General features: G+C 70.5%; 21 protein-coding genes. 12 read left to right on the top strand and 9 right to left on the bottom strand.

The features are described 5' to 3' along the window. Positions 1-81: 81 nt before the first annotated feature. Positions 82-849, bottom strand: coding sequence for an enoyl-ACP reductase FabI (gene fabI, locus ACFT32_RS42425; protein WP_382499879.1), 768 nt, complete (start codon positions 847-849; stop codon positions 82-84). Between the two features lie 5 nt (positions 850-854). Further along, complete coding sequence (gene fabG, locus ACFT32_RS42420) at positions 855-1,574, bottom strand: 3-oxoacyl-[acyl-carrier-protein] reductase (protein WP_382499877.1); 720 nt, start codon at positions 1,572-1,574, stop codon at positions 855-857. A gap of 273 nt (positions 1,575-1,847) precedes the next feature. Here fabG and ACFT32_RS42415 point away from each other — a divergent pair, with 273 nt between their 5' ends. The 3 genes from ACFT32_RS42415 to tyrS all read left to right on the top strand — a co-directional run bounded on the left by ACFT32_RS42415 (position 1,848) and on the right by tyrS (position 6,112). Continuing rightward, complete coding sequence (locus ACFT32_RS42415) at positions 1,848-3,371, top strand: TldD/PmbA family protein (protein WP_382499875.1); 1,524 nt, start codon at positions 1,848-1,850, stop codon at positions 3,369-3,371. Continuing rightward, positions 3,368-4,771 carry a metallopeptidase TldD-related protein gene (locus tag ACFT32_RS42410; protein ID WP_382499873.1) on the top strand — a complete coding sequence of 468 codons (1,404 nt, stop codon included), beginning with the start codon at positions 3,368-3,370 and terminating at the stop codon, positions 4,769-4,771. Before ACFT32_RS42415 ends, ACFT32_RS42410 begins: the two co-directional genes overlap by 4 nt. Before the next feature lie 72 nt (positions 4,772-4,843). Then, positions 4,844-6,112, top strand: a complete 1,269-nt coding sequence (gene tyrS / locus ACFT32_RS42405) for a tyrosine--tRNA ligase (protein ID WP_382499871.1) — start codon at positions 4,844-4,846, stop codon at positions 6,110-6,112. Between the two features lie 63 nt (positions 6,113-6,175). On the opposite strand, the gene ACFT32_RS42400 is transcribed toward tyrS, so the two are convergent. Next, positions 6,176-6,451: a GlsB/YeaQ/YmgE family stress response membrane protein gene (locus tag ACFT32_RS42400; RefSeq protein ID WP_382499869.1), complete on the bottom strand. Its 276-nt coding sequence runs from the start codon at positions 6,449-6,451 to the stop codon at positions 6,176-6,178. A gap of 244 nt (positions 6,452-6,695) precedes the next feature. Here ACFT32_RS42400 and ACFT32_RS42395 point away from each other — a divergent pair, with 244 nt between their 5' ends. Continuing rightward, a complete protein-coding gene (locus ACFT32_RS42395; protein ID WP_382499867.1) occupies positions 6,696-7,091 on the top strand; it encodes a DUF3099 domain-containing protein in 396 nt (131 codons plus the stop codon). Between the two features lie 207 nt (positions 7,092-7,298). Then, positions 7,299-7,514 (top strand): hypothetical protein, encoded by a 216-nt coding sequence (locus tag ACFT32_RS42390; protein ID WP_382499865.1) that lies wholly within the window; start codon positions 7,299-7,301, stop codon positions 7,512-7,514. Between the two features lie 60 nt (positions 7,515-7,574). Here ACFT32_RS42390 and moaA read toward each other — a convergent pair whose 3' ends face one another. The 3 genes from moaA to ACFT32_RS42375 form a co-directional block, all read right to left on the bottom strand. After that, positions 7,575-8,564, bottom strand: a complete 990-nt coding sequence (moaA, locus tag ACFT32_RS42385) for a GTP 3',8-cyclase MoaA (RefSeq protein ID WP_382499863.1) — start codon at positions 8,562-8,564, stop codon at positions 7,575-7,577. 171 nt (positions 8,565-8,735) lie between these two features. Continuing rightward, on the bottom strand, positions 8,736-10,361 hold the full coding sequence (locus ACFT32_RS42380; RefSeq protein WP_382499861.1) for a cation acetate symporter: 1,626 nt from the start codon (positions 10,359-10,361) through the stop codon (positions 8,736-8,738). Further along, positions 10,358-10,714, bottom strand: coding sequence for a DUF485 domain-containing protein (locus tag ACFT32_RS42375; protein ID WP_382499859.1), 357 nt, complete (start codon positions 10,712-10,714; stop codon positions 10,358-10,360). The genes ACFT32_RS42380 and ACFT32_RS42375 overlap by 4 nt, the downstream gene beginning before the upstream one ends. Before the next feature lie 256 nt (positions 10,715-10,970). Here ACFT32_RS42375 and ACFT32_RS42370 point away from each other — a divergent pair, with 256 nt between their 5' ends. From ACFT32_RS42370 to ACFT32_RS42355, 4 genes are all read left to right on the top strand, one after another. Further along, positions 10,971-12,500, top strand: coding sequence for a S8 family serine peptidase (locus tag ACFT32_RS42370; protein WP_382499856.1), 1,530 nt, complete (start codon positions 10,971-10,973; stop codon positions 12,498-12,500). Positions 12,501-12,569: 69 nt separating this feature from the next. Then, positions 12,570-14,093 (top strand): S8 family serine peptidase, encoded by a 1,524-nt coding sequence (locus tag ACFT32_RS42365; RefSeq protein ID WP_382499854.1) that lies wholly within the window; start codon positions 12,570-12,572, stop codon positions 14,091-14,093. Between the two features lie 77 nt (positions 14,094-14,170). Beyond that, positions 14,171-14,701: a hypothetical protein gene (locus tag ACFT32_RS42360; RefSeq protein WP_382499851.1), complete on the top strand. Its 531-nt coding sequence runs from the start codon at positions 14,171-14,173 to the stop codon at positions 14,699-14,701. A gap of 52 nt (positions 14,702-14,753) precedes the next feature. After that, positions 14,754-15,788: a CopD family protein gene (locus tag ACFT32_RS42355; protein WP_382499849.1), complete on the top strand. Its 1,035-nt coding sequence runs from the start codon at positions 14,754-14,756 to the stop codon at positions 15,786-15,788. A 29-nt stretch (positions 15,789-15,817) separates the two neighbouring features. On the opposite strand, the gene ACFT32_RS42350 is transcribed toward ACFT32_RS42355, so the two are convergent. Both ACFT32_RS42350 and ACFT32_RS42345 read right to left on the bottom strand, forming a co-directional pair. Continuing rightward, positions 15,818-16,498, bottom strand: a complete 681-nt coding sequence (locus tag ACFT32_RS42350; RefSeq protein ID WP_382499847.1) for a lysoplasmalogenase — start codon at positions 16,496-16,498, stop codon at positions 15,818-15,820. Next, positions 16,495-17,454: a sterol desaturase family protein gene (locus ACFT32_RS42345; RefSeq protein WP_382499845.1), complete on the bottom strand. Its 960-nt coding sequence runs from the start codon at positions 17,452-17,454 to the stop codon at positions 16,495-16,497. The genes ACFT32_RS42350 and ACFT32_RS42345 overlap by 4 nt, the downstream gene beginning before the upstream one ends. 235 nt (positions 17,455-17,689) lie before the next feature. On the opposite strand from ACFT32_RS42345, the gene ACFT32_RS42340 reads away from it, so the two are divergent. The 3 genes from ACFT32_RS42340 (at position 17,690) to ACFT32_RS42330 (ending at position 19,868) form a co-directional block, all read left to right on the top strand. Further along, positions 17,690-18,679, top strand: coding sequence for a DEDDh family exonuclease (locus ACFT32_RS42340; protein ID WP_382499843.1), 990 nt, complete (start codon positions 17,690-17,692; stop codon positions 18,677-18,679). A gap of 108 nt (positions 18,680-18,787) precedes the next feature. Next, positions 18,788-19,021, top strand: a complete 234-nt coding sequence (locus ACFT32_RS42335) for a hypothetical protein (protein WP_078615365.1) — start codon at positions 18,788-18,790, stop codon at positions 19,019-19,021. A gap of 49 nt (positions 19,022-19,070) precedes the next feature. Next, positions 19,071-19,868, top strand: a complete 798-nt coding sequence (locus tag ACFT32_RS42330; RefSeq protein ID WP_382499841.1) for an SURF1 family protein — start codon at positions 19,071-19,073, stop codon at positions 19,866-19,868. A gap of 149 nt (positions 19,869-20,017) precedes the next feature. Here ACFT32_RS42330 and ACFT32_RS42325 read toward each other — a convergent pair whose 3' ends face one another. Beyond that, entirely contained in the window at positions 20,018-22,171 is a 2,154-nt protein-coding gene (locus ACFT32_RS42325; protein WP_382499839.1) for a carbon starvation CstA family protein, read from the bottom strand. Positions 22,172-22,289 lie beyond the last annotated feature (118 nt).

Raw genomic sequence — 22,289 nt, 5'->3', positions numbered from 1 at the left:
CGCCCGGCCGGCTGCGCCGAACGGGTGACGCCCCGCTCCCCGCGCGCTGCGGGGAACGGGGCGTCGACGGCGTACGGGAGATCAGGCTCCGATGGCGTGCAGACCGCCGTCCACGTGGATGATCTCGCCCGTGGTCTTCGGGAACCAGTCGCTCAGCAGCGCGACGATGCCGCGGCCGGCCGGGTCGGGGTCCTTCAGGTCCCACTCCAGCGGTGCGCGGGAGTCCCACACGGAGGCCAGCTCGCCGAAGCCCGGGATGGACTTGGCGGCCATGGAGCCGATCGGACCGGCGGAGACCAGGTTGCAGCGGATGTTCTGCTTGCCCAGGTCACGGGCCATGTAGCGGCTGGTGGCCTCCAGGGCGGCCTTGGCCGGGCCCATCCAGTCGTACTGCGGCCAGGCGTACTGGGCGTCGAAGGTCAGACCGACGACGGAGCCGCCGTTCTGCATCAGCGGCAGGCAGGCCATGGTCAGCGACTTCAGGGAGTACGCCGAGACGTGCATGGCCGTGGCGACCGACTCGAACGGCGTGTTCAGGAAGTTGCCGCCGAGGGCGTCCTGCGGGGCGAAGCCGATGGAGTGGACGACGCCGTCGAGGCCGCCGAGCTCCTCGCCGACGATGTCGGCCAGGCGCCCGAGGTGCTCGTCGTTCGTGACGTCGAGCTCGATGACCTTGGTGGGCTTGGGCAGCTTCTTGGCGATGCGCTCGGTCAGCGTGGGCCGCGGGAACGCCGTGAGGATGATCTCGGCGCCCTGCTCCTGGGCCAGCTTGGCGGCATGGAAGGCGATGGAGGACTCCATCAGCACACCGGTGATCAGGACGCGCTTGCCCTCGAGAATTCCGCTCATGGTGATCAGTGACCCATTCCCAGTCCGCCGTCAACGGGGATGACGGCTCCAGTGATGTACGAGGCGTCGTCCGAGGCGAGGAACCGCACCGTCGCGGCGACCTCCTCCGGCTGGGCGTACCGGCCGAGCGGGATCTGCGCCACGATGCCCTTGCGCTGCTCGTCGGAGAGCACCTTGGTCATGTCGGTGTCGACGAAGCCGGGCGCGACGACGTTGAAGGTGAGGTTCCGCGAGCCCAGCTCACGGGCGAGGGAGCGCGCGAAGCCGACCAGGGCGGCCTTGGAGGCGGCGTAGTTCGCCTGGCCCGGGCCGCCGTACAGGCCGACGACCGAGGAGATCAGGACGACGCGGCCCCTCTTGGCCCGCAGCATGCCGCGGTTGGCGCGCTTGACCACCCGGAAGGTGCCGGTGAGGTTGGTGTCGATGACCGAGGTGAAGTCCTCCTCGGACATGCGCATCAGGAGCTGGTCCTTGGTGATGCCGGCGTTGGCGACGAGGACCTCGACGGGGCCGTGGTTCTCCTCGATCTCCTTGTAGGCCTGCTCCACCTGCTCGGGGTCGGTGATGTCGCACTTGACGGCCAGGCAGCCCAAATCAGTCAGGGCGGCGGGCGGCTCACCCGAGCGGTACGTGATGGCGACCTTGTCGCCGGCATCGGCGAAAGCGCGGGCGATGGCGAGGCCGATGCCCCGGTTGCCTCCGGTGACGAGAACCGAGCGGCTCAACGGATCACCCTTTCGATAGCGGTCTGATACGCCCGCCCGGGCGCCTGGACGACAGACGGCGATGACAGGCGGCTTCATCGAAAACCTATCGGTCCGGGCACGCCCGCGGACAATCGGGCACCGACAGTGGCGTACGGGACTCACTGTCGGGTCTCTACAGAAAGCCACGCGCCCGGGGTACGGAAACTCATGGCCCGCGCGCGGGATGGACGACATGATCGGAGCAGTCACGCAGTACGGCGACCACCCTCACCTCGACAGAAAGAGACGGCGGTGCCTCATACCATCGACGAGGCCTTCACGGCCCTCCCCCTACGCGCCCTCGCCGACGCGGCCCTCGCACGCGCGCGTGCGCTCGGCGCCGAGCACGCGGACTTCCGGTTCGAGCGGGTGCGGGGCGCCTCCTGGCGGTTCCGGGACGCCAAGCCCGCCGGGTCGTCGGACACCACCGACCTCGGCTACGCGGTGCGCGTCGTGCACGGCGGGACGTGGGGTTTCGCCTCCGGTGTGGACCTCAGCCTGGACGCCGCCGCCAGGGTCGCCGGGCAGGCCGTGGCCATGGCCAAGCTGTCCGCCCAGGTGATCAAGGCGGCCGGGTCGGACGAGCGAGTGGAGCTGGCCGGTGAGCCGGTGCACGCCGAGAAGACGTGGGTCTCGTCGTACGAGATCGATCCGTTCACCGTGCCCGACGAGGAGAAGGCCGGGCTGATCGCGGACTGGAGCGCGCGGCTGCTGGCGGCCGACGGGGTCGACCATGTCGACGCCTCGCTTCTCACCGTCCACGAGAACAAGTTCTACGCCGACACCGCGGGGACCGTGACCACGCAGCAGCGGGTTCGGCTGCACCCGGTGTTCAACGCCGTGTCGGTGGACGAGTCGACCGGCGAGTTCGACTCGATGCGTACCCTCGCGCCGCCCGCGGGACGCGGCTGGGAGTACCTGCGGGGCACCGGCTGGGACTGGGAGGACGAGCTGGAGCGGATCCCGGAGCTGCTCGCCGAGAAGATGCGCGCGCCGAGTGTCGATCCGGGCCTGTACGACCTGGTCGTCGACCCGTCCAACCTGTGGCTGACCATCCACGAGTCCATCGGGCACGCCACCGAGCTGGACCGGGCGCTCGGCTACGAGGCCGCCTACGCGGGCACCTCGTTCGCCACGTTCGACCAGCTGGGCAAGTTGCGGTACGGCTCGGAGCTGATGAACGTCACCGGCGACCGCACCGCCGAGCACGGGCTCGCCACGATCGGGTACGACGACGAGGGCGTCGAGGGCCAGTCCTGGGACCTCGTCAAGGACGGCACGCTCGTCGGCTACCAGCTGGACCGGCGGATCGCGAAGCTGACCGGGTTCGAGCGGTCCAACGGCTGCGCCTACGCCGACTCCCCCGGGCACGTGCCCGTGCAGCGCATGGCCAACGTCTCGCTGCGGCCGGACCCGGCCGGGATGTCGACCGAGGACCTGATCGGGGGCGTGGAGCGGGGCATCTACGTCGTCGGTGACCGGTCCTGGTCGATCGACATGCAGCGCTACAACTTCCAGTTCACGGGTCAGCGCTTCTACCGGATCGAGAACGGGCGGCTCGCCGGGCAGCTGCGGGACGTGGCCTACCAGGCGACGACCACCGACTTCTGGGGCTCCATGTCCGCCGTCGGCGGTCCAGGGACCTACGTCCTGGGCGGCGCCTTCAACTGCGGCAAGGCCCAGCCGGGCCAGGTCGCGGCCGTGTCGCACGGCTGCCCGTCGGCCCTCTTCAAGGGCGTCAACATCCTCAACACCACGCAGGAGGCCGGTCGATGAGCGCGCGTTCCAGCAAGCCGCACGAGGTCGTCGAGCGCGCCCTCGAACTGTCCCGGGCGGACGGCTGTGTCGTCATCGCCGATGAGCAGTCCACCGCCAACCTGCGCTGGGCGGGCAACGCCCTGACCACCAACGGCGTCACGCGCGGGCGCACGCTCACCGTCGTCGCCACCGTCGACGGCAAGGAGGGCACGGCCTCGGGGGTCGTGTCGCGGTCCGCCGTGACCACCGACGAGCTGGAGCCCCTGGTGCGGGCCGCCGAGGCGGCCGCGCGCGGTGCCGGGCCCGCCGAGGACGCCCAGCCGCTGGTCACGGGCGTGGCCGCGAGCCCGGAGTTCACGGAGGCGCCAGCCGAGACCTCCTCAGCGGTGTTCGCCGACTTCGCCCCGGCGCTCGGCGAGGCCTTCGCACGCGCGCGTGCCGGCGGCCGGGAGCTGTACGGGTTCGCCAACCACGAACTGGTGTCGACGTACGTGGGCACCTCCACGGGCCTGCGGCTGCGGCACGACCAGCCGAACGGGACGCTGGAGCTGAACGCCAAGTCACCGGACCGGACCCGGTCCGCGTGGGCCGGGCGCTCCACGCGGGACTTCAAGGACGTCGACCCGGCGGCCCTGGACGCGGAGCTCGCGGTGCGCCTCGGGTGGGCCGAGCGGCGTGTGGAACTGCCCGCCGGCCGGTACGAGACGCTGCTGCCGCCGTCGGCCGTGGCGGACCTGCTGATCTACCAGCTGTGGTCGGCGTCGGGCCGGGACGCGGTGGAGGGCCGCACGGTGTTCTCCAAGCCGGGCGGGGGCACCCGGGTCGGCGAGAAGCTGACCGATCTGCCGCTGACCCTGCGCAGCGACCCGAACGAGCCCGGTCTGGAGTCGGCGCCCTTCGTGATCGCGCACTCCTCCGGGGGCGACGAGTCGGTGTTCGACAACGGCCTGCCGCTGGCGGGCACCGAGTGGATGCGCGAGGGAGAGCTGCGGCATCTGACGACCAGCCGCCACAGCGCGGGCCTGACCGGTCTGCCGGTGGCTCCGGGCATCGACAACGTGATCCTGGACGGGGGCGAGGACCGCTCCCTGGACGAGATGGTCGCGAACACGGACCATCGTGGGCCCTGTCTGCTGCTGACCTGCCTGTGGTACATCCGCGAGGTCGACCCGGCCTCGCTGCTGCTCACGGGGCTGACCCGGGACGGTGTCTACCTGGTCGAGAACGGCGAGGTGACCGGCGAGGTGAACAACTTCCGGTTCAACGAGACGCCGGTGGGTCTGCTGGGCCGGGTGACGGAGGCCGGGCGGACGGAGAAGACGCTGCCGAGGGAATGGAGCGACTGGTTCACCAGGGCTGCGATGCCGGCCCTGCGGGTGCCCGACTTCAATATGAGCTCTGTCAGCCAGGGCGTATAACCTCGTACCTGATTACGAGCCCCATCAATCGGGCCCGCTCCACACGGGCCCGCTCAAGGAGATACGAGAACCGTGACGGACATCGTCGACGAGCTGAAGTGGCGCGGGCTGTTCGCCCTGTCCACTGACGAGGACGCTTTGCGCAAGGCGCTCGCGGACGGTCCCGTCACGTTCTATTGCGGCTTCGACCCGACGGCACCGTCGTTGCACGTGGGGCACTTGGTGCAGGTGCTCACCGTACGGCGGCTCCAGCAGGCCGGTCACCGGCCGCTGGCGCTGGTCGGCGGTGCCACGGGCCTGATCGGCGACCCGCGCCCGACGGCGGAGCGCACGCTGAACGACCCGGAGACGGTGACCGGCTGGGTCGGCAAGCTGCGTTCCCAGATCGAGCCGTTCCTGACCTTCGAGGGCGAGAACGCGGCCGTCATGGTCAACAACCTCGACTGGACGGAGAACCTCTCCGCGATCGAGTTCCTGCGGGACATCGGCAAGCACTTCCGCGTCAACAAGATGCTGACGAAGGACTCCGTGGCCCGGCGCCTGGAGTCCTCCGAGGGCATCAGCTACACGGAGTTCAGCTACCAGCTCCTGCAGGGCATGGACTTCCTGCAGCTCTACCGCAGGTACGGCTGCACGCTCCAGCAGGGCGGCAGCGACCAGTGGGGCAACCTCACGGCGGGCCTGGACCTGATCCACCGCCTGGAGCCGGACGCCACGGCGCACGCCCTGGCGACGCCGCTGATGACCAAGGCGGACGGCACCAAGTTCGGCAAGACCGAGGGTGGCGCCGTCTGGCTCGACCCGGAGATGACGACGCCGTACGCGTTCTACCAGTTCTGGCTGAACGTGGACGACCGGGACATCTCGAAGTACATGCGCATCCTGTCCTTCCGCTCCCGTGCGGAGCTGGAGGAGCTGGAGCAGCAGACCGAGGAGCGTCCCCAGGCCCGTGCCGCGCAGCGGGCGCTCGCCGAGGAGCTGACGACGCTGGTGCACGGCGCGGACCAGACGGCCGCCGTGATCGCCGCGTCCAAGGCCCTCTTCGGGCAGGGCGAGCTGGCGGAGCTCGACGAGAAGACGCTGGCCGCGGCCCTGTCGGAGGTGCCGCACATCCAGGTCTCCGAGCTCGGCCCGGTCGTCGACCTGTTCGCCGAGGTCGGTCTGGTGGCCAGCAAGTCGGCCGCCCGCCGCACGGTCAAGGAGGGCGGCGCCTACGTGAACAACGCCAAGGTCACCGGCGAGGACGCGGTCCCCGCCAAGGAGGACCTGCTGCAGGGCCGCTGGCTGGTGCTGCGCCGGGGCAAGAAGAACCTGGCGGCGGTCGAGGTCACGGGCGGCTGAGCATGCGCGCGAAGGGGGTCGTCTCCGCTGCGGAGGCGGCCCCCTTCGCCGTGCGCCCCGCCGTCACGCCCTCTGTCTGTCTCCCCGTGCCGCCGTCCAGGCCTTGTCCCCGAGGCCGACGAGGATGATCGCCAATGCCAGCTGGAAGACATGCCGCCACCAGTCGATGCCCGCTGTGGCGTCGACGCCGGCCGCCCGGGCGATGGCGTTGCCGGCGACGCCTCCGATGATCCCCAGGATGACGGTCAGCCACAGCGGCAAGTGCTGCTTGCCCGGAATGATCGCCTTGGCGAGCAGGCCGAGTACCAGTCCCACGATGATCGCCCACAACCAGCCCATCGCTGCCTCCTCGCACGGCTCGACGTGAGCTCTAGGGCCAGTGTCGGCCCAGGTGCCGTACGCCGCATGCCGGGGATGGCCGTACACGCCACGGCGCACGGCGTTCGCCTCGGCCGGACGGGCCCCGGTCTCGTAGCGGGCGCAGCCGCGGCGTAACGTGGGAGCTGTCCTGGTCAGGCTCCCCGGCCGGTCCGGGGCGGCCACGGGGCGGGGAGAGTTCGATACGGGCGGATGGTGGAATGCGATGCGGAAGCAGCATGGCGGCGGCAACGTCCAGGTTTTCCGGATCACCGGCGCCCGGACGGGACTTCAGGAGGACGTACGCGGGCGGCAGCGCCGGTACGTGATCTCGATGACGGTCCGCACGATCTCCGTGATCCTCGCGGCCACGTTGTGGAACGTCGAACGGCACGTCGCCATCGTGGCGTTGGTGCTCGGGCTGGTCCTGCCGTACATCGCGGTGGTGATCGCGAACGCCGGGCGCGAGAACGCGCCGTCTCTGCCGTCGACGTTCGTGGCGGCGCCGACGCGTCCGATGATCGCGCCGCCGGATGCGCAGGACGGTTCCGCGGAATCCGCCGCGGAAGATGCCGCGTCCGGGCAGGCGCCGGGTGCGAAGACCGATTCGCGGGAGCGGTAGGGGCGTCCGGGGGCGGTCACAAACGGAAGTCATCTTCCCGCCAAGCTCAAGAAAAGCTCAGATCAATCATGTTGTTCAGGTGCCGGGGTCGGGGTTACCCGTGACATACTTCGTACGCGCTCCGCATCCCCCGTCGGAGCGACGGACCGACGCCGGGCAGCTCCCCCCGTGGCTGCTCGGCGTCGCCTTTTCTGGTGAGAAGAAGCTGTGACTGACGAGACGCCCATCTGTTCCGCGAAGGGTTGCCGCGTCGATGCGGTGTGGGTGCTTGCGTGGAACAACCCGAAGATCCATACGCCGGAGCGGCGCAAGACGTGGCTCGCGTGTGAAGAGCATCGCGAGCATTTGTCGCAGTTCCTCGGGGTGCGGGGGTTTTTGAAGGACGTGGTTCTTCTTGATGAGTGGGAAACGAAGGACGTCTGACGTCATTCGGGTACCGGCTCGTGGGGGCTGGTCGCGCAGTTCCCCGCGCCCCTGAAGCCCTTAACCACCGATCGCTGACATCGGACGGTCCGGCTGTACGAATGTCGGGTCGTCCAAGCCCGCTCCCGCCTTCTTGCCCCACATCGCCAGGCGCCAGATTCGGGCGATCTCCTCGTCCGGGGCGTCGGAGCGGAGGGCGGCGCGGAGGTCTGTTTCCTCCTGGGCGAAGAGGCAGGTGCGTATCTGTCCGTCGGCGGTGAGGCGGGTGCGGTCGCAGGCCGCGCAGAAGGGGCGGGTGACCGAGGCGATGACGCCGACCACATGCGGCCCGCCGTTCACCAGCCAGCGCTCCGCCGGGGCCGAGCCGCGCTTCTCCTCGCCCTCGGCGGTCAGCTCGAAGCGGGTGCGCAGGGAGGTCAGGATGTCCCCTGCCGTGATCATGCCGTCGCGCTTCCAGCCGTGCTGGGCGTCCAAGGGCATCTGCTCGATGAAACGCAGCTCGTAGTCGTGCTCCACGGCCCAGGCGAGGAGGTCCGGGGCCTCGTCGTCGTTGAGACCCGGCATCAGGACCGAGTTGACCTTGACCGGGGTCAGGCCGGCGTCGCGGGCCGCGTGCAGGCCCTCGATGACGTCCTTGTGGCGGTCGCGGCGGGTGAGGGTCTTGAAGACGTCCGGGCGGAGGGTGTCGAGGGAGACGTTGACCCGGTCCAGGCCCGCCGCCTTCAGGGCGGCCGCCGTGCGCTTGAGGCCGATGCCGTTGGTCGTGAGGGACATCTGGGGGCGCGCGTCCAGGGCCGCGACCCGCTCGACGATGCCGGCCAGGCCGGGGCGCAGCAGGGGCTCGCCGCCGGTGAAGCGGACCTCCTCGATACCGAGGGACGTCACCGCGATGTCGATCAGCCGGACGATCTCGTCGTCCGTGAGCAGATCCGGCTTGGCCAGCCACTGCAGGCCCTCCTCGGGCATGCAGTAGGTGCAGCGCAGATTGCACCGGTCGGTCAGCGAGACCCTCAGGTCGGTTGCCACTCGGCCGTAGGTGTCGATGAGCACGTGGGCCCCCTCCCTCGACGCGGATCGTGCCCGGAGCACTTCCTCTCCGACACCTGCGAGCCTACGTGACCGCACTGACAACTCCACAGGCCCGATCCCACGACGCGGAGCGCGGCCGCGCCGCAGGGACCTGGAGGTTCCTACGAGGCGGCCGCGCGAGGGGGTTGGTGCTCAGTGGGCGCCGGTGCCGGTCAGGGACCTGACCTCCAGCTCGGCGTACTTCTTGGCGTCCGGCTCCTCCTTGGACAGGACGGTGCCGAGCCAGCCCATGAGGAAGCCGAAGGGGATGGAGATGATGCCCGGGTTCTTCAGCGGGAACCAGGCGAAGTCCACCTCGGGGAACATCGCCTTGGGGTCGCCGGAGACGACGGGCGAGAACAGCACCAGGCCGACGGCGACGATCAGACCGCCGTAGATCGACCACAGGGCGCCCTGGGTGGTGAAGCGCTTCCAGAACAGGCTGTAGAGGATCGTCGGCAGGTTGGCGGAGGCCGCGACCGCGAAGGCGAGCGCGACCAGGCCGGCCACGTTCAGATCGCGGGCGAGGGCGCCGAGGCCGATGGAGACGACGCCGATGAAGACGGTCGCCCAGCGGGCCGCGCGGACCTCCTCGGCGCCGGACGCCTGCCCCTTGCGGATGACGTTGGCGTAGATGTCGTGCGCGAAGGACGACGACGAGGCGAGGGTGAGGCCGGCGACTACGGCGAGGATCGTCGCGAAGGCGACCGCCGAGATCGTGGCGAGCAGGATCGCGCCCCAGGTCGAGTCGACACCGCCGAGGTGCAGGGCGAGCAGGGGTGCCGCCGTGTTGCCGGACGGGTTGGACGCGATGATCTCCTCCTGGGAGATCAGCGCGGCGGCGCCGAAGCCGAGGGCGATGGTCATCAGGTAGAAGCCGCCGATGATGCCGATCGCCCAGTTCACCGACTTACGGGCGGCCTTGGCGTCGGGCACCGTGTAGAAGCGGATCAGGATGTGCGGCAGGCCGGCCGTGCCGAGCACCAGGGCGATGCCCAGGGAGACGAAGTCCAGCTTGGAGGTGCCGGTCATGCCGTACTGGAGGCCGGGCTCCAGGAAGGCGGCGCCCTTGCCGCTGTTCTCGGCGGCCGTGCCGAGCAGGTCGGAGATGTTGAAGTTGAACTTCAGCAGCACCAGGAAGGTGATCAGGATGGTGCCGCCGATGAGCAGCACGGCCTTCACCATCTGGACCCAGGTGGTGCCCTTCATACCGCCGATGGAGACGTACACGATCATCAGGATGCCGACGAGGGCGACGATGAGGATCTTGCCCGCGTCGGAGGTGATGCCGAGCAGCAGCGAGACGAGGACGCCCGCACCGGCCATCTGGGCCAGCAGATAGAAGATCGACACGACGATCGTGGACGTACCGGCGGCGGTGCGGACCGGGCGCTGGCGCATGCGGTAGGCGAGCACGTCGCCCATGGTGTAGCGGCCGGAGTTGCGCAGCGGCTCGGCCACCAGGAGGAGGGCGACCAGCCAGGCGACCAGGAAGCCGATGGAGTACAGGAAGCCGTCGTAGCCGAAGAGGGCGATCGCGCCCGCGATGCCGAGGAAGGACGCGGCCGACATGTAGTCGCCGGAGACCGCGAGGCCGTTCTGGAAGGCGCTGAACTGGCGGCCGCCCGCGTAGAAGTCGGCGGCGTCCTTGGTCTGGCGGCCGGCCCAGATGGTGATGCCGAGCGTGGCCAGGACGAACAGCGCGAACAAGGTGATGATCAGCGGCCGGTGCTCGCTGGCCTCGTTCGCGGCGAGCAGGGTCTGTTGTGCGGTGCTCATGCGCCGCCCTCCATCCGGGACTTGATGGCCTCGGCCTTGGGGTCGAGCTTCACGGCGGCGTGCCGCGAGTACCACCAGGCGATGAGGAACGTGGTGATGAACTGGGCGACGCCGAGGACGAAGGCGACGTTGATGTTGCCGAACAGCTTGGTGCCCATGAGGCCGCCCGCGTAGTTCGACAGCAGCACGTAGAGCAGGTACCAGGCGATGAAGGCGACGGTCAGCGGAAAGGCGAAGGAGCGGTAGGAGCGGCGCAGTTCACCGAACTCCGCGCTCTCCTGCACCTCGGCGAACTCCTCGGGTGAGGGGAGTTTGTGTTGCTCTTTCGAGGGGGGCGGTGCATCGGTGGACACGGAGAGTCTCCTCGTGACGACGGAAGCGGTTTTCGACGGGGACGGAGGCGAGTGTCCTCGCGCTCCCTGCTCAACGTCACGGCGGCACGCGAGAACCGGTTCAACTGCCCGGCGTTCTTTCCGAAGTCGTTTCGACAAAACGTTGCTGGCCAGCGAGAGCGCGGGATAGCTTCGCCCTGCACCACCCCGTCATGTACCTGCCCGAGCACCACCTGTGCCTCGGGCCGGTTTCGTTTCCGGATGATGTGGAGACCCCATGTCTCAGCTGCGTTCCAGACGCCGGCTCGCTCTCGCCGTGCCCGTCGTGCTGTCGTTGACGGCCTCGCTGGGCTTCCTGCCGGCTGCCGCGTCGGCCGCCCCGCGCGTGGAGTCCGCCGCGCCCTCGGCGGACGCGCCGAAGCTGGCGTACGTCGTCAACACCAAGGTGGACCGTCGCACGATCGCGTCGGTGAAGAAGGCGATCGGCGCGGCCGGCGGCTCGGTCGTGACCACGTACGAGCGGATCGGCGTGATCGTCGTCCACTCCTCGAACCCCGACTTCGCCAAGACCGTGCGCAAGGCGCGCGGTGTCCAGTCGGCGGGTGCGACGCGGACGACGCCGCTGACCGCGGCGGGGACGAAGGAGGAGGGCGCTGCGCAGTATCTGACCGGGGCCCAGGCCGCGCGGGTCGAGGCCGCCTCGGCGAAGACGCCCGAGAGCGAGCCGCTCGAAGCCGACCAGTGGGATCTGCGGGCGATCGGCGCCGACAAGGCCGCGAAGATCAACCCGGGCAGCCGCAAGGTGACCGTCGCCGTGATCGACACCGGCGTCGACGACACGCACCCCGACATCGCCCCGAACTTCTCCGCGTCGCAGTCCGCCAACTGCGCCGGGGGCAAGCCCGACACCAGCGAGGGCGCCTGGCGGCCGTACACCCCCGAGGACTACCACGGCACGCATGTCGCCGGTGAGATAGCCGCCGCCCGCAACGGCATAGGCGTGGCGGGCGTCGCCCCCGGTGTGAAGGTCTCCAGCATCAACGTCACCGACCGGGCCAACGGACTCTTCTACCCGGAGAGCGTCGTGTGCGCCTTCGTGTTCGCCGCCGACCACGGCGTCGAGATCACGAACAACAGCTATTACGTCGATCCCTGGCTGTACAACTGCATGGACGATCCGGACCAGCGTGCCATCGTCGACGCGGTCAACAGGGCGCAGCTGTACGCCCAGAAGAAGGGCACGCTCAACGTCGCCGCGGCGGGCAACTCCAACCACGACCTGGACTCGGACGCGATCGTCGACGACTCCAGCCCGGACGACTCCACCCCCGTCGAGCGCACCATCGACCCGCACGAGTGCTTCGACGTGCCGAACCAGCTGCCGGGTGTCGTCACGGTGAGCTCGACGGGCGTCAACAGCGTCAAGTCGTACTTCTCGACGTACGGCAAGGGCGTCGTCGACGTCGCGGCGCCGGGCGGTGACGGGCGCTACCAGATACCCGACACGCCCTCGAAGAACGGCCGCATCCTGTCCACCATGCCGGGCGGCACGTGGGGCTTCCTCCAGGGCACCTCGATGGCCTCCCCGCACGCCTCCGGTGTCGCCGCGCTGCTGAAGTCCAAGCACCCCAAGGCGTCTGCGGCCCAGCTCCAGGCGCTGCTGAAGGCGCAGGCCGACCGGACCGCCTGCCCCGAGTCCTACGACCAGGACGGCGACGGCACCCAGGACGCCACCTGCGAGGGCGGCAAGCGCGTCAACGGCTTCTACGGATACGGCATCGTCAACGCGCTGCGCGCGGTCAAGTGACCTGTGCATCCTGAGAGTTCACGCACCGTCAGCTCCGTCAGCTCGTACCGCGAACCTACTGGAGACACCATGACAGCGCCGCATGCGCGCTACCGCCGCGCCGTCGCGATCCCGGCCGGGATGGCCATGGCCACGGCCCTCGCGTTCCTGCCGAACACCACGGCCACGGCCGCCGACGAGGCCCCCGCGGCGGTCTCGGCCGACGCGACCACCCCGCTCAGCTACGTGGTCAACGTCAAGTCGGGGCACGGCACTTCGGCGTATGTGAAGAAGGCCGTCGGCAAGGCCGGGGGCACGATCGTGACGTCGTACGACCAGATAGGCGTCATCGTCGTCCACTCCTCGAACCCCGACTTCGCCAAGACCGTCCGCAAGGTGCGCGGCGTCCAGTCGGCCGGTGCCACCCGCACCAAGCCGCTGCCCGCGGCGACGACGGGCGACCTGGGCACGCCGAAGGCGCTGAGCGCGGCCGAGGTCGCCGAGGCCGAGGCCCCCGCCGGGCAGGACCCGCTCCAGCCCCAGCAGTGGGACCTGCCGGCCATCAAGGCGGACAAGGCGCACGAGAAGTCGCTGGGCAGCAAGAAGGTCACGGTCGCCGTGATCGACACCGGCGTCGACGACACCCACCCCGACATCGCGCCCAACTTCGACCGCAAGGCGTCGGTCAACTGCGTGTCGGGCAAGCCGGACACCGCGGACGGGGCCTGGCGGCCCGGTGCCTCGGAGAGCCCGCACGGCACCCATGTGGCGGGTGAGATCGCGGCCGCCAAGAACGGCGTCGGCATGACCGGTGTCGCGCCCGGGGTGAAGGTCTCCGGCATCAAGGTGTCCAACCCGGACGGCTTCTTCTACACGGAGGCCGTGGTCTGCGGCTTCGTGTGGGCGGCCGAGCACGGGGTCGACGTCACCAACAACAGCTATTACACCGACCCCTGGTACTTCAACTGCGGCGACGACCCGGACCAGAAGGCGCTCCTGGACGCGGTCGGCCGGGCCTCCCGGTACGCGGAGAAGAAGGGCGCGGTCAACGTCGCGGCGGCGGGCAACGAGAACTACGACCTCTCGGCCGACGAGATCACCGACCCGTCGTCCCCGAACGACACCACGCCGGGCGACCGGACCGTCGACCCCTCGGAGTGCCTCGACATCCCGACCCAGCTGCCGGGTGTCGTCACGGTCGCCTCGACGGGCGCGAAGGGCATCAAGTCGTCCTTCTCCAACTACGGGCTGGGCGTCGCGGACATCGCCGCCCCGGGCGGCGACTCGACCGCCTACCAGAAGCCGGAGGCGCCGGCCACGAGCGGGCTGATCCTGGGCACACTGCCGGGCGGCAAGTGGGGCTACATGGCCGGTACGTCGATGGCGTCCCCGCATGTCGCGGGCGTCGCCGCCCTCATCAAGTCGACGCACCCGTACGCCTCCCCGGCCTTGGTCAAGGCCCTGCTGTACGCGGAGGCCGACGCCACGCCGTGCACGGACCCGTACGACATCGACGCCGACGGCAAGATCGACGCGGTGTGCGAGGGCTCCAAGAACCGCAACGGCTTCTACGGCTGGGGCATCGCGGACGCGCTGGACGCGGTGACCAAGTAGAGCTCGTGTGAAGGCGGTCCGGGCCGGGCGGGGGCACCCGCCCGGCCCGCTGCGCCCCTGCGGCAGGATTTCTTGTCATGGACGTGTACGAAGATCCCGTGACCTGGACCGCCGAACCGGTGCGGCCGCGGTGGCAGTTGGCCCTGCGGTTCGCGGGGAGCGTGGTGTGGTTCCCGGTGGTGTGCGTGGTGTGGGTGGCGGTGGCGGCGGTGCTCTTCGTCGTCGCGCTGTTCGCCGAGGTGATCACGGCTTTCAGCAGCACCCTCGAACGCCGCTTCATCGAAGCCGCGGGCGGGACGGTTCTGCGCGTCGGGCGCCTGGCCTCCTGGTGCGTGTCCTGGCCGGAGCTCCGCCATGAGGGTGACGCCGACTTCTACAAGACGCGCGTGGACAAGGCGGTCGCGAAGTGGACCGCCCGGGCCTCGGCCCCGGCGGAGCGGGGGAAGCCACGACCGCCCGTGGAGTGTGCGATACCCCTGCGGAAATACCGCGGTGTCGGCGGGTGGTACGTCGCCGAGGTCGCGCTCGCCCAGGGATGGGAGCTGCGCCCCACGGACGTGGGCAAGGAGGTGCGGCTGTGGTGGTCGGCCGCGTCGAAGGGCGACTGAGTTCGACCCCCTGGACTTGCCCGACCATGTGAAGGTTGGTGAAGATCTTGGGGTGACCTTGACAAGACCCACGCCCGGAGTGTCCGACAGCGGCGGGCCCGTACGGCGCACCGGTGCGGGCCGGGCCGTCGCCGTCCTGGTCCTGGTGGCCCTGGCCGCGCTGATCCCGCTGCTCGGCCCGTCCACCGCGCTGCACGGCACCGGGGAGGCCGGCGCGCCCGGGGCCGGCGGCATCGCCCTGCTGCGCACGGTGCTGTTCGCGGCGCTGTGCGTACCGGTCGGCGAGCTGTTCGTGAACCGGCTGGCGCGTTCCGTGCCGGGCTCCGAGACGGCCCCCGGCCACGCCCCGGACGTGCCCCGCGGTTGGTCGCCCTTCGCGGCCGTCGCCGGTTTCGTCGCAGCCCTCGCGCTCGCCTCGGTCGTGGCCACGGGCAACCGGGTCCCGGGCGGTCTGTCGGACCTGGACATCGGAGGGCTCTACACGTCCCGGGACGGCACGCTCGCCCTGCTCGAGGTCAACGCGTTCCTCGTGGCGGGTCTGTGCGCGGTGTCGCACCGGCCCGCCAGGCAGGTGTGGCCGCTGGCCGCCGTGATCGTCGCCGAGGCGCTGCGCGCGCACCCCCCGACCGAGCAGAGCCCGCTGACCGGCTCCGGGCTGACGCTCGTCCACCTGACCTGCGCGGCACTGTGGGTGGGCGGTCTGCTGCACGCGCTGCGGACCCTGCGGTTGTGGCACGGCCGGCGGGACCCAGGGGCGGGCGCGGCCCTGCTGGGCCTCTACGCGCGCGTGGCTGCCGTGCTGCTCGCCGCCATCACCGCGACGGGTGTGTGGAGTTCACTGCGCCGGATGCCGCCGGGCACCATCGTGGAGCAGCTGACGGCCACGGCCTACGGGCGCGCGCTGCTCGCCAAGGTGCTGCTCGTGGCCGCCGTCGCCGCCCTCGCCCTGTGGGCCCGGAGCCGGCTGCGCCGGGCGGCCGATCCGCTGACCGCCTGTGCGCCGGCGCGGGCGGAGGTCGTCGCGCTGGGCCTGGTGGTCGCGGTGTCCGGACTGCTGACGGCCCTTCCGGTGCCCATCCGCTGGTGAGCCCCGGACGGAGCCCCGGCCGGTGAGCCTCAGACGGCGCGCATCTCGCCGTATGTCGCGGCCGGTGCCCTGCGCGCGTTGAGCGCCCCCAGTGTGCCGCCGGCCAGCAGGGCCTGCGCGGCGATGTACGTGAGCATGATCCAGAAGTCCGGCCGGGGCAGCTGCGGCCAGTCGGCGACGCCGGTCGCGATGAGCGTGTCGGAGAGCAGGAACAGCGCGCCGCCGAGTCCGGCGTAGAGGCCGAGCCGGGTGGCGGACCCGTACGCCATGGCCGTGAGCAGGAGGCTGTACCCGGCGACGGGCACGCGCAGGTCCGCGGGCAGGTCCGGCCACAGCAGCGCGACGGTGGTGACGAGAGCCGCGCCGTAGCCGAGGGCGAGGAGAACCGCACGCGCGCGTGGGACCGCGTTCCGGCTGCCGTACGTCCGGAAGAGGACGAGGTAGCAGACATGGCCCGCGGCGAAGGAGCCCATGCCGGCGAGGAAGGCCGGCTCGGCGTCGGACAGCAGCAGGACGTCTCCGCCCCAGCCGAACAGCAGGGCGGCCAGGAGCAGCCGGGGCGCCTGGCGCAGGGCGGCCCACAGGGCCAGGAGCGGCATCAGCAGGGGCTTGGCCACGGTGTGCCCGGCGTCGAAACCGGCCGCGAGGGAGACGAGGTCGACGGCGGCGGCGAGACCGAAGGCGGCGAGGAGGAGGCGGGCGGGGGTCACGCCGACGTGCTCTCACCGGCGTGGGTCGGGGCCGTGGCGGGGCCCGTCGGCGGAGACGTTTCCGTAGCCGTAGCCGTAGCAAGGGTCGCCGTAGCCGCAGCAAGGGTCGCCGTCGGCGCGGGTGCGGGTGCGGGACCCCAGCCCGGTCCCCGGAACACGCGTCCCGCACGCTCGCGCCAGCTGTGCGCCGCCTTCAAGTCCCTCGCGATGGCCGCGTATTCGTGCGTCGCCACCTTCAGCAGGTTGTACGTGTCGATGTTCTTGGTCAGTCCGTACACGGGCCGCTCGGTCTCGGGGGCGAACGATCCGAACAGCCGGTCCCAGACGATGAGGATGCCGCCGAAGTTCCGGTCGAGGTAACCGCCCTGGGAAGCGTGGTGGACGCGGTGGTGCGAGGGGGTGTTGAAGACGAACTCGAACCAGCGGGGCATCTTGTCGATCCGCTCGGTGTGGATCCAGAACTGGTAGACGAGGTTCGCGGAGGAGCAGAACGCGAGCGCGGCGGGGTGCACGCCGGCGGCTATGAGGGGGACGTAGAACGGCCACACCGTCAGGGACGTCCAGGGCTGGCGCAGCGCGGTGGTGAAGTTGAACTTCCGGCTGGAGTGGTGGACGACGTGGCAGGCCCACAGGACGCGGATGACGTGGTGGCCGCGGTGGGACCAGTAGTAGAAGAAGTCCTGCCCGAGCAGCATCAGCGGGACGGTCCACCACAGAACGGGCACGCGCAGGGGCGTGAGTTCGTAGAGGGCCGTGTAGAGGGCGACGATCGGGATCTTCCACAGGAAGTCGAAGACGAGACTGCCGAGGCCCATGCCGACGCTCGTGGCGGCGTCCTTCGCCTCGTAGCCCTCCGCGTCCTCGTCGGGGTGGAGACGGTAGCTCACCATCTCGACCACGGTGAGCAGCACAAAGGCGGGGATCGACCACAGCACGACATCGGGCAGGTTCGGCATACAGGCACCGTAGGACCGCCGTCGTGCCCCGACTAGACGTTGTTACCCACAAGTATTACCGACGGTACGCGCTTGCTTCTTGGTGATCTCCGCCAATCGGAGTGACTGAGCGTCGGACAGACGTACGCCTCGCGAACGGACAGACCGGACAACACGCCTGAGGGAGTATCGGAAGGGCCGAGTGAGCGCACCTGGCGGCCGATGGTGTCAGTCGTGGCCCGTATCCTCAGGGACCATGCTCGATGACCTGACGACCGCAGTGCCCTCTCCCACGTCATGGCCGGCCGCGTATCCCCAGGGGTACGCGGTCGTTGACGTGGAGACCACAGGTCTGGCCCGGGACGATCGCATCATCTCCGCGGCCGTCTACCGGCTCGACGCGCGCGGCGAGGTCGAGGACCACTGGTACTCGACGGTCAACCCGGAGCGTGACCCCGGCCCCGTGTGGATCCACGGACTGACGAGCGAGGCGCTCGAGGGCGCGCCCCTCTTCCAGGACATCGCCGAGGAGTTCACGACCCGGCTCGAGGGGCGGGTGCTCGTCGCGCACAACGCCGTCTTCGACTGGCAGATGATCGCCCGGGAGTACGCGCGGGCGCAGCGCGAGGCTCCGGTGCGGCAGCGGCTGTGCACCATCGCGCTCTCCAAGGAGCTCGGGCTCCCGCTGCCCAACCACAAGCTGGAGTCCCTCGCCGCGCACTTCGGCGTCGTCCAGCAGCGGGCGCACCACGCGCTGGACGACGCGCGCGTGCTGGCCGAGGCGTTCCGGCCCAGCCTCAGGGCCGCGGCGGCCAACGGGGTGCGGCTGCCGCTGCTGGAGTGCCGGCCGCTGACCGAGTGGTCGGACCGTCCCGCGCCCCGTATCGGCCAGCAGGCGGGCTACGGCGGCTACCGGCCGACCAGTTGGCGCCCGGCCCGCAAGCGGCCCGCCTGCCCCTACCCCAACCCGGGGCGCTACGAGGCGGGCGGGCGGCTCAAGCAGGGCATGCGGGTCGCCTTCTCGGGTGACACCTCGGTGGAGCGCGATCTGCTGGAGGACCGCGCGACCGAGGCCGGGCTGCACGTGGCCACCAGCCTGTCCCGGCTCACCAGTCTGCTCGTCACGAACGACCCGGACTCGGGCACGTCCAAGGTGGTCAAGGCGCGGCAGTTCGGCACGCCGGTCGTGGACGAGGCGGCGTTCGGGCAACTCCTCGCGGATGTGGAGCCGGCGTCGGAGGGGTGACCGCGTGCGGAGCGGCGTCGGAGGGGTGACCGTACGGACGGGTGATTGGGGGGCGACTCGCCCGGCACCCGCTCGCCCGGGCCGGGATGACGGCTCACCCTGTGGCGCATGGCGACCTGTGAGGTATGTGGCAATCAGTACGGAATGACCTTCGAGGTGCACGCGCAGGGCGCGGTGCACGTCTTCGACTGCTTCTCCTGCGCGATCCACCGCATGGCACCCATCTGCGAGCACTGCCGTGTACAGATCATCGGCCAGGGCGTGGAGGTCGAGGGCCACTGGTACTGCGGCGCGCACTGCGCACGCGCGGAGGGAAAGGCGGGAATTGTCGACAAGGTGTGAAACCGTACCCGCCTGATCGCACCCCACGACCGAGTTGTACGGTCGTGGGGTGTACCGCTTCCTGATGTCCCGGCAGTGGGTGATCCTCACGCTGATCGCCCTGCTTCTCATCCCCACGATGATCAGGCTGGGCATCTGGCAGATGCATCGCTACGAGGAGCGCACCGCCCGGAACCAGCTGGTCTCGGACGCGCTGGCGGCCGACCCGGTGCCCGTGGAGAAGCTGACCGGACCCGGGCACACCGTCACCAGCGCCGAGCGGTACCACACCGTGACCGCGAAGGGTCACTTCGACACGGAGGACGAGGTCGTCGTCCGCCGCCGTACCAACTCCGACGACGAGGTCGGCTACCACGTCCTCACCCCGTTCGTCCTCGACGACGGCAAGGTCCTGCTGGTCAACCGGGGCTGGATCCCCTCCGACGGCCCGAGCCAGACCACGTTCCCGAAGGTTCCCGCACCGCCGGCCGGCGAGGTCACCGTCACGGGGCGGCTGATGCCCGACGAGACGACCGAGGCGAGCGGCATCAAGAACCTCGAAGGGCTCCCGGACCGGCAGATCATGCTGATCAACAGCGCGCAGGAGGCACGGCGCCTGGACGTCCGGGTGCTCGGCGGTTACATCGCCCAGACGGCACCCGAGCCGAAGGGCGACACCCCCGAGCTCCTCGGCAACCCGGGCAAGGAGGACGCCGCGCTGAACTACGCCTACGCCTACCAGTGGTGGCTGTTCGCCGCGGCCGTCCCGGTCGGCTGGGTGATCCTGGCCCGCCGCGAGGCCCGGGACCGGGCGCAGGCGGCGGCCGAGAAGACGGACGCGACGGAGGCGGAGCCGGCGGCCGTGTGACCGCCGGTGGTCGGCCGCCCCACGGTGCGAGGCAGCAGCCGACCGCGGGGCACGTCAGCAGCACCGCCCCCGCGGCCCCGACCCCCGGTCCAGCGTGCGCAGCAGCTCGCGGACGTACCAGGCCACGGCCCGCGCACAGCGCACGGCCCTCATGAGCGGGCCCCGGTCAGGGACTCGGCCGGCTCCCCCGGCACCTCGATGCGGGACTCGACATACGGCGCCTCGGTGGTCGGCAGCGGACCCGAGGCCCGGGCCGCCCGTACGCACACCACCGCCGCGTTCACGAGCACCACGGCGACCAGCAGCAGGAACAGGGCGATCAGTACGCCGTCGACCGTGGAGTTGGTGATGACGGTCCGCATGTCGGCCGCGTTCTTGGCGGGCGGCAGGACCTGGCCGGCGTCGAGGGCGTCGGCGTAGCGGGCGCGCTGGGCGAAGAAGCCCACCTTCGGGTCGTCCGAGAAGATCTTCTGCCAGCCGGCGGTGAAGGTGATGGCGACGACCCAGGCGAGCGGAACGCCGGTGACCCAGGCCCAGCGCAGCTTCCCGGACTTGATCAGGACCGTGGTGCAGACGGCCAGGGCGATCGCGGCGAGGAGCTGGTTCGCGATGCCGAAGAGCGGGAAGAGCTGGTTGATTCCGCCGAGCGGGTCGGTGGCGCCGGTGTACAGGAAGTAGCCCCAGGCCGCGACGACCAGGGCGCTGCACAGCCAGATGCCCGGCTTCCAGTTGACCCGGCCGGCCGGCTTCCAGACGTTGCCGAGCATGTCCTGGAGCATGAAGCGGCCGACCCGGGTGCCCGCGTCCACGGTCGTCAGGATGAACAGCGCCTCGAACATGATCGCGAAGTGGTACCAGAAGGCCTTCATCGCGGTGCCGCCGATGACCCCGGAGAAGATCTCCGACATGCCGACGGCCAGTGTCGGTGCCCCGCCGGAGCGGGCGATCAGCGTCTGTTCCTCCACGGCCTCGGCCGCCTGGGTCAGCTGGTCCGGGCTGATCGTGAAGCCGAGGCCGGCGACCGCGTGGGACGCCGATTCGGCCGTCGTGCCCAGGAGGGCCGCCGGGGCGTTCATGGCGTAGTACAGGCCCGGCTCCAGGGTCGCGGCCGCGATCAGCGCCATGATCGCGACGAACGACTCCATCAGCATGGCGCCGTAGCCGATCATCCGGACCTGGGACTCCTTCTGGATCAGCTTCGGCGTGGTGCCGGAGGCGACCAGGGCGTGGAAGCCGGACAGCGCGCCGCAGGCGATGGTGATGAAGAGGAAGGGGAAGAGCGCGCCGGCGAAGACGGGGCCCGCGCCCGAGGAGGCGAAGTCGCTCACCGCGTCCGCGCGCAGCACCGGGGCGGCGACCACCACGCCCACCGCGAGCAGCGCGATCGTGCCGATCTTCATGAAGGTGGAGAGGTAGTCGCGCGGCGCGAGCAGCATCCACACCGGCAGCACGGAGGCGACGAAGCCGTAGCCGACCAGGCAGAAGACGAGGGTCGCGGGGCTCAGGGTGAAGGCGGAGGCCAGCGAGGACTGCTGGATCCAGCTGCCGCCGACGATGGCGAGCAGCAGCAGCGCGACGCCGATCAGGCTGGTCTCGACGACCCGGCCCGGGCGGATGACGTGCAGCCAGAAGCCCATGAACAGGGCGATGGGGATGGTCATGGCGACGGAGAAGGTGCCCCACGGGGAGTGGGCGAGGGCGTTGACGACGACCAGGGCCAGCACACCGAGCAGGATGATCATGATGGCGAACACGGCGATCAGGGCGGCGGCCCCGCCCCACCGGCCGATCTCGTCCCGGGCCAGCTGCCCGAGCGACGTGCCGTCCCGCCGCATGGACAGGAACAGCACGACCATGTCCTGCACCGCGCCCGCGAAGATCACGCCGGCCACGATCCACAGCGTCCCGGGCAGATAGCCCATCTGGGCCGCGAGCACCGGCCCCACCAGCGGTCCGGCACCGGCGATCGCGGCGAAGTGGTGGCCGAGCAGCACCCGGCGGTCGGTGGGATGGAAGTCGACGCCGTCCTCGAGGCGCTCGGCGGGGGTGGCCCGGCGGTCGTCGGGCCGGAGCACCCGCCGGGCGACGAAGCGGGAGTAGAAGCGGTAGGCGATGGCGTACGAGCCGAGCGCCGCGACGACCAGCCAGACGGCCGAGATGTCCTCGCCCCGGGCGAGGGCGAGGACACCCCAGGCGATCGCGCCGAGCAGGGAGACGGCGACCCAGAGCAAGAGGGACCAAAGGTGCATTCGCTGCTTTTCGGGCGCTGGCCGACCGGATTCGGGCAGGACTGATACGGGCATGGCGGCTCCTCACCGTGGCGGTGGTGTGCGACAGGACCTGCGCGGGGGCCGGTGCGGGGGCGCTTCCCCGACCTGCGCACCTCTCCCGCTCGCTGTCGGTCTGTGCAAGAGTTGCGCT

The sequence above is a fragment of the Streptomyces sp. NPDC057002 genome (assembly GCF_042673825.1).
GTDB lineage: Bacteria > Actinomycetota > Actinomycetes > Streptomycetales > Streptomycetaceae > Streptomyces.
Note: the sequence above shows the minus strand (reverse complement) of the source record. Positions and strands in the feature narration are given on the sequence as shown.

Coding starts and splice junctions, on each gene's coding strand:
- fabI (WP_382499879.1), bottom strand. CDS start 849: ATGAGCGGAATTCTCGAGGGCAAGCGCGTCCTGATCACCGGTGTGCTG.
- ACFT32_RS42410 (WP_382499873.1), top strand. CDS start 3,368: ATGAGCGCGCGTTCCAGCAAGCCGCACGAGGTCGTCGAGCGCGCCCTC.
- ACFT32_RS42400 (WP_382499869.1), bottom strand. CDS start 6,451: ATGGGCTGGTTGTGGGCGATCATCGTGGGACTGGTACTCGGCCTGCTC.
- ACFT32_RS42395 (WP_382499867.1), top strand. CDS start 6,696: ATGCGGAAGCAGCATGGCGGCGGCAACGTCCAGGTTTTCCGGATCACC.
- ACFT32_RS42380 (WP_382499861.1), bottom strand. CDS start 10,361: ATGAGCACCGCACAACAGACCCTGCTCGCCGCGAACGAGGCCAGCGAG.
- ACFT32_RS42370 (WP_382499856.1), top strand. CDS start 10,971: ATGTCTCAGCTGCGTTCCAGACGCCGGCTCGCTCTCGCCGTGCCCGTC.
- ACFT32_RS42365 (WP_382499854.1), top strand. CDS start 12,570: ATGACAGCGCCGCATGCGCGCTACCGCCGCGCCGTCGCGATCCCGGCC.
- ACFT32_RS42360 (WP_382499851.1), top strand. CDS start 14,171: ATGGACGTGTACGAAGATCCCGTGACCTGGACCGCCGAACCGGTGCGG.
- ACFT32_RS42345 (WP_382499845.1), bottom strand. CDS start 17,454: ATGCCGAACCTGCCCGATGTCGTGCTGTGGTCGATCCCCGCCTTTGTG.
- ACFT32_RS42340 (WP_382499843.1), top strand. CDS start 17,690: ATGCTCGATGACCTGACGACCGCAGTGCCCTCTCCCACGTCATGGCCG.
- ACFT32_RS42335 (WP_078615365.1), top strand. CDS start 18,788: ATGGCGACCTGTGAGGTATGTGGCAATCAGTACGGAATGACCTTCGAG.
- ACFT32_RS42325 (WP_382499839.1), bottom strand. CDS start 22,171: ATGCCCGTATCAGTCCTGCCCGAATCCGGTCGGCCAGCGCCCGAAAAG.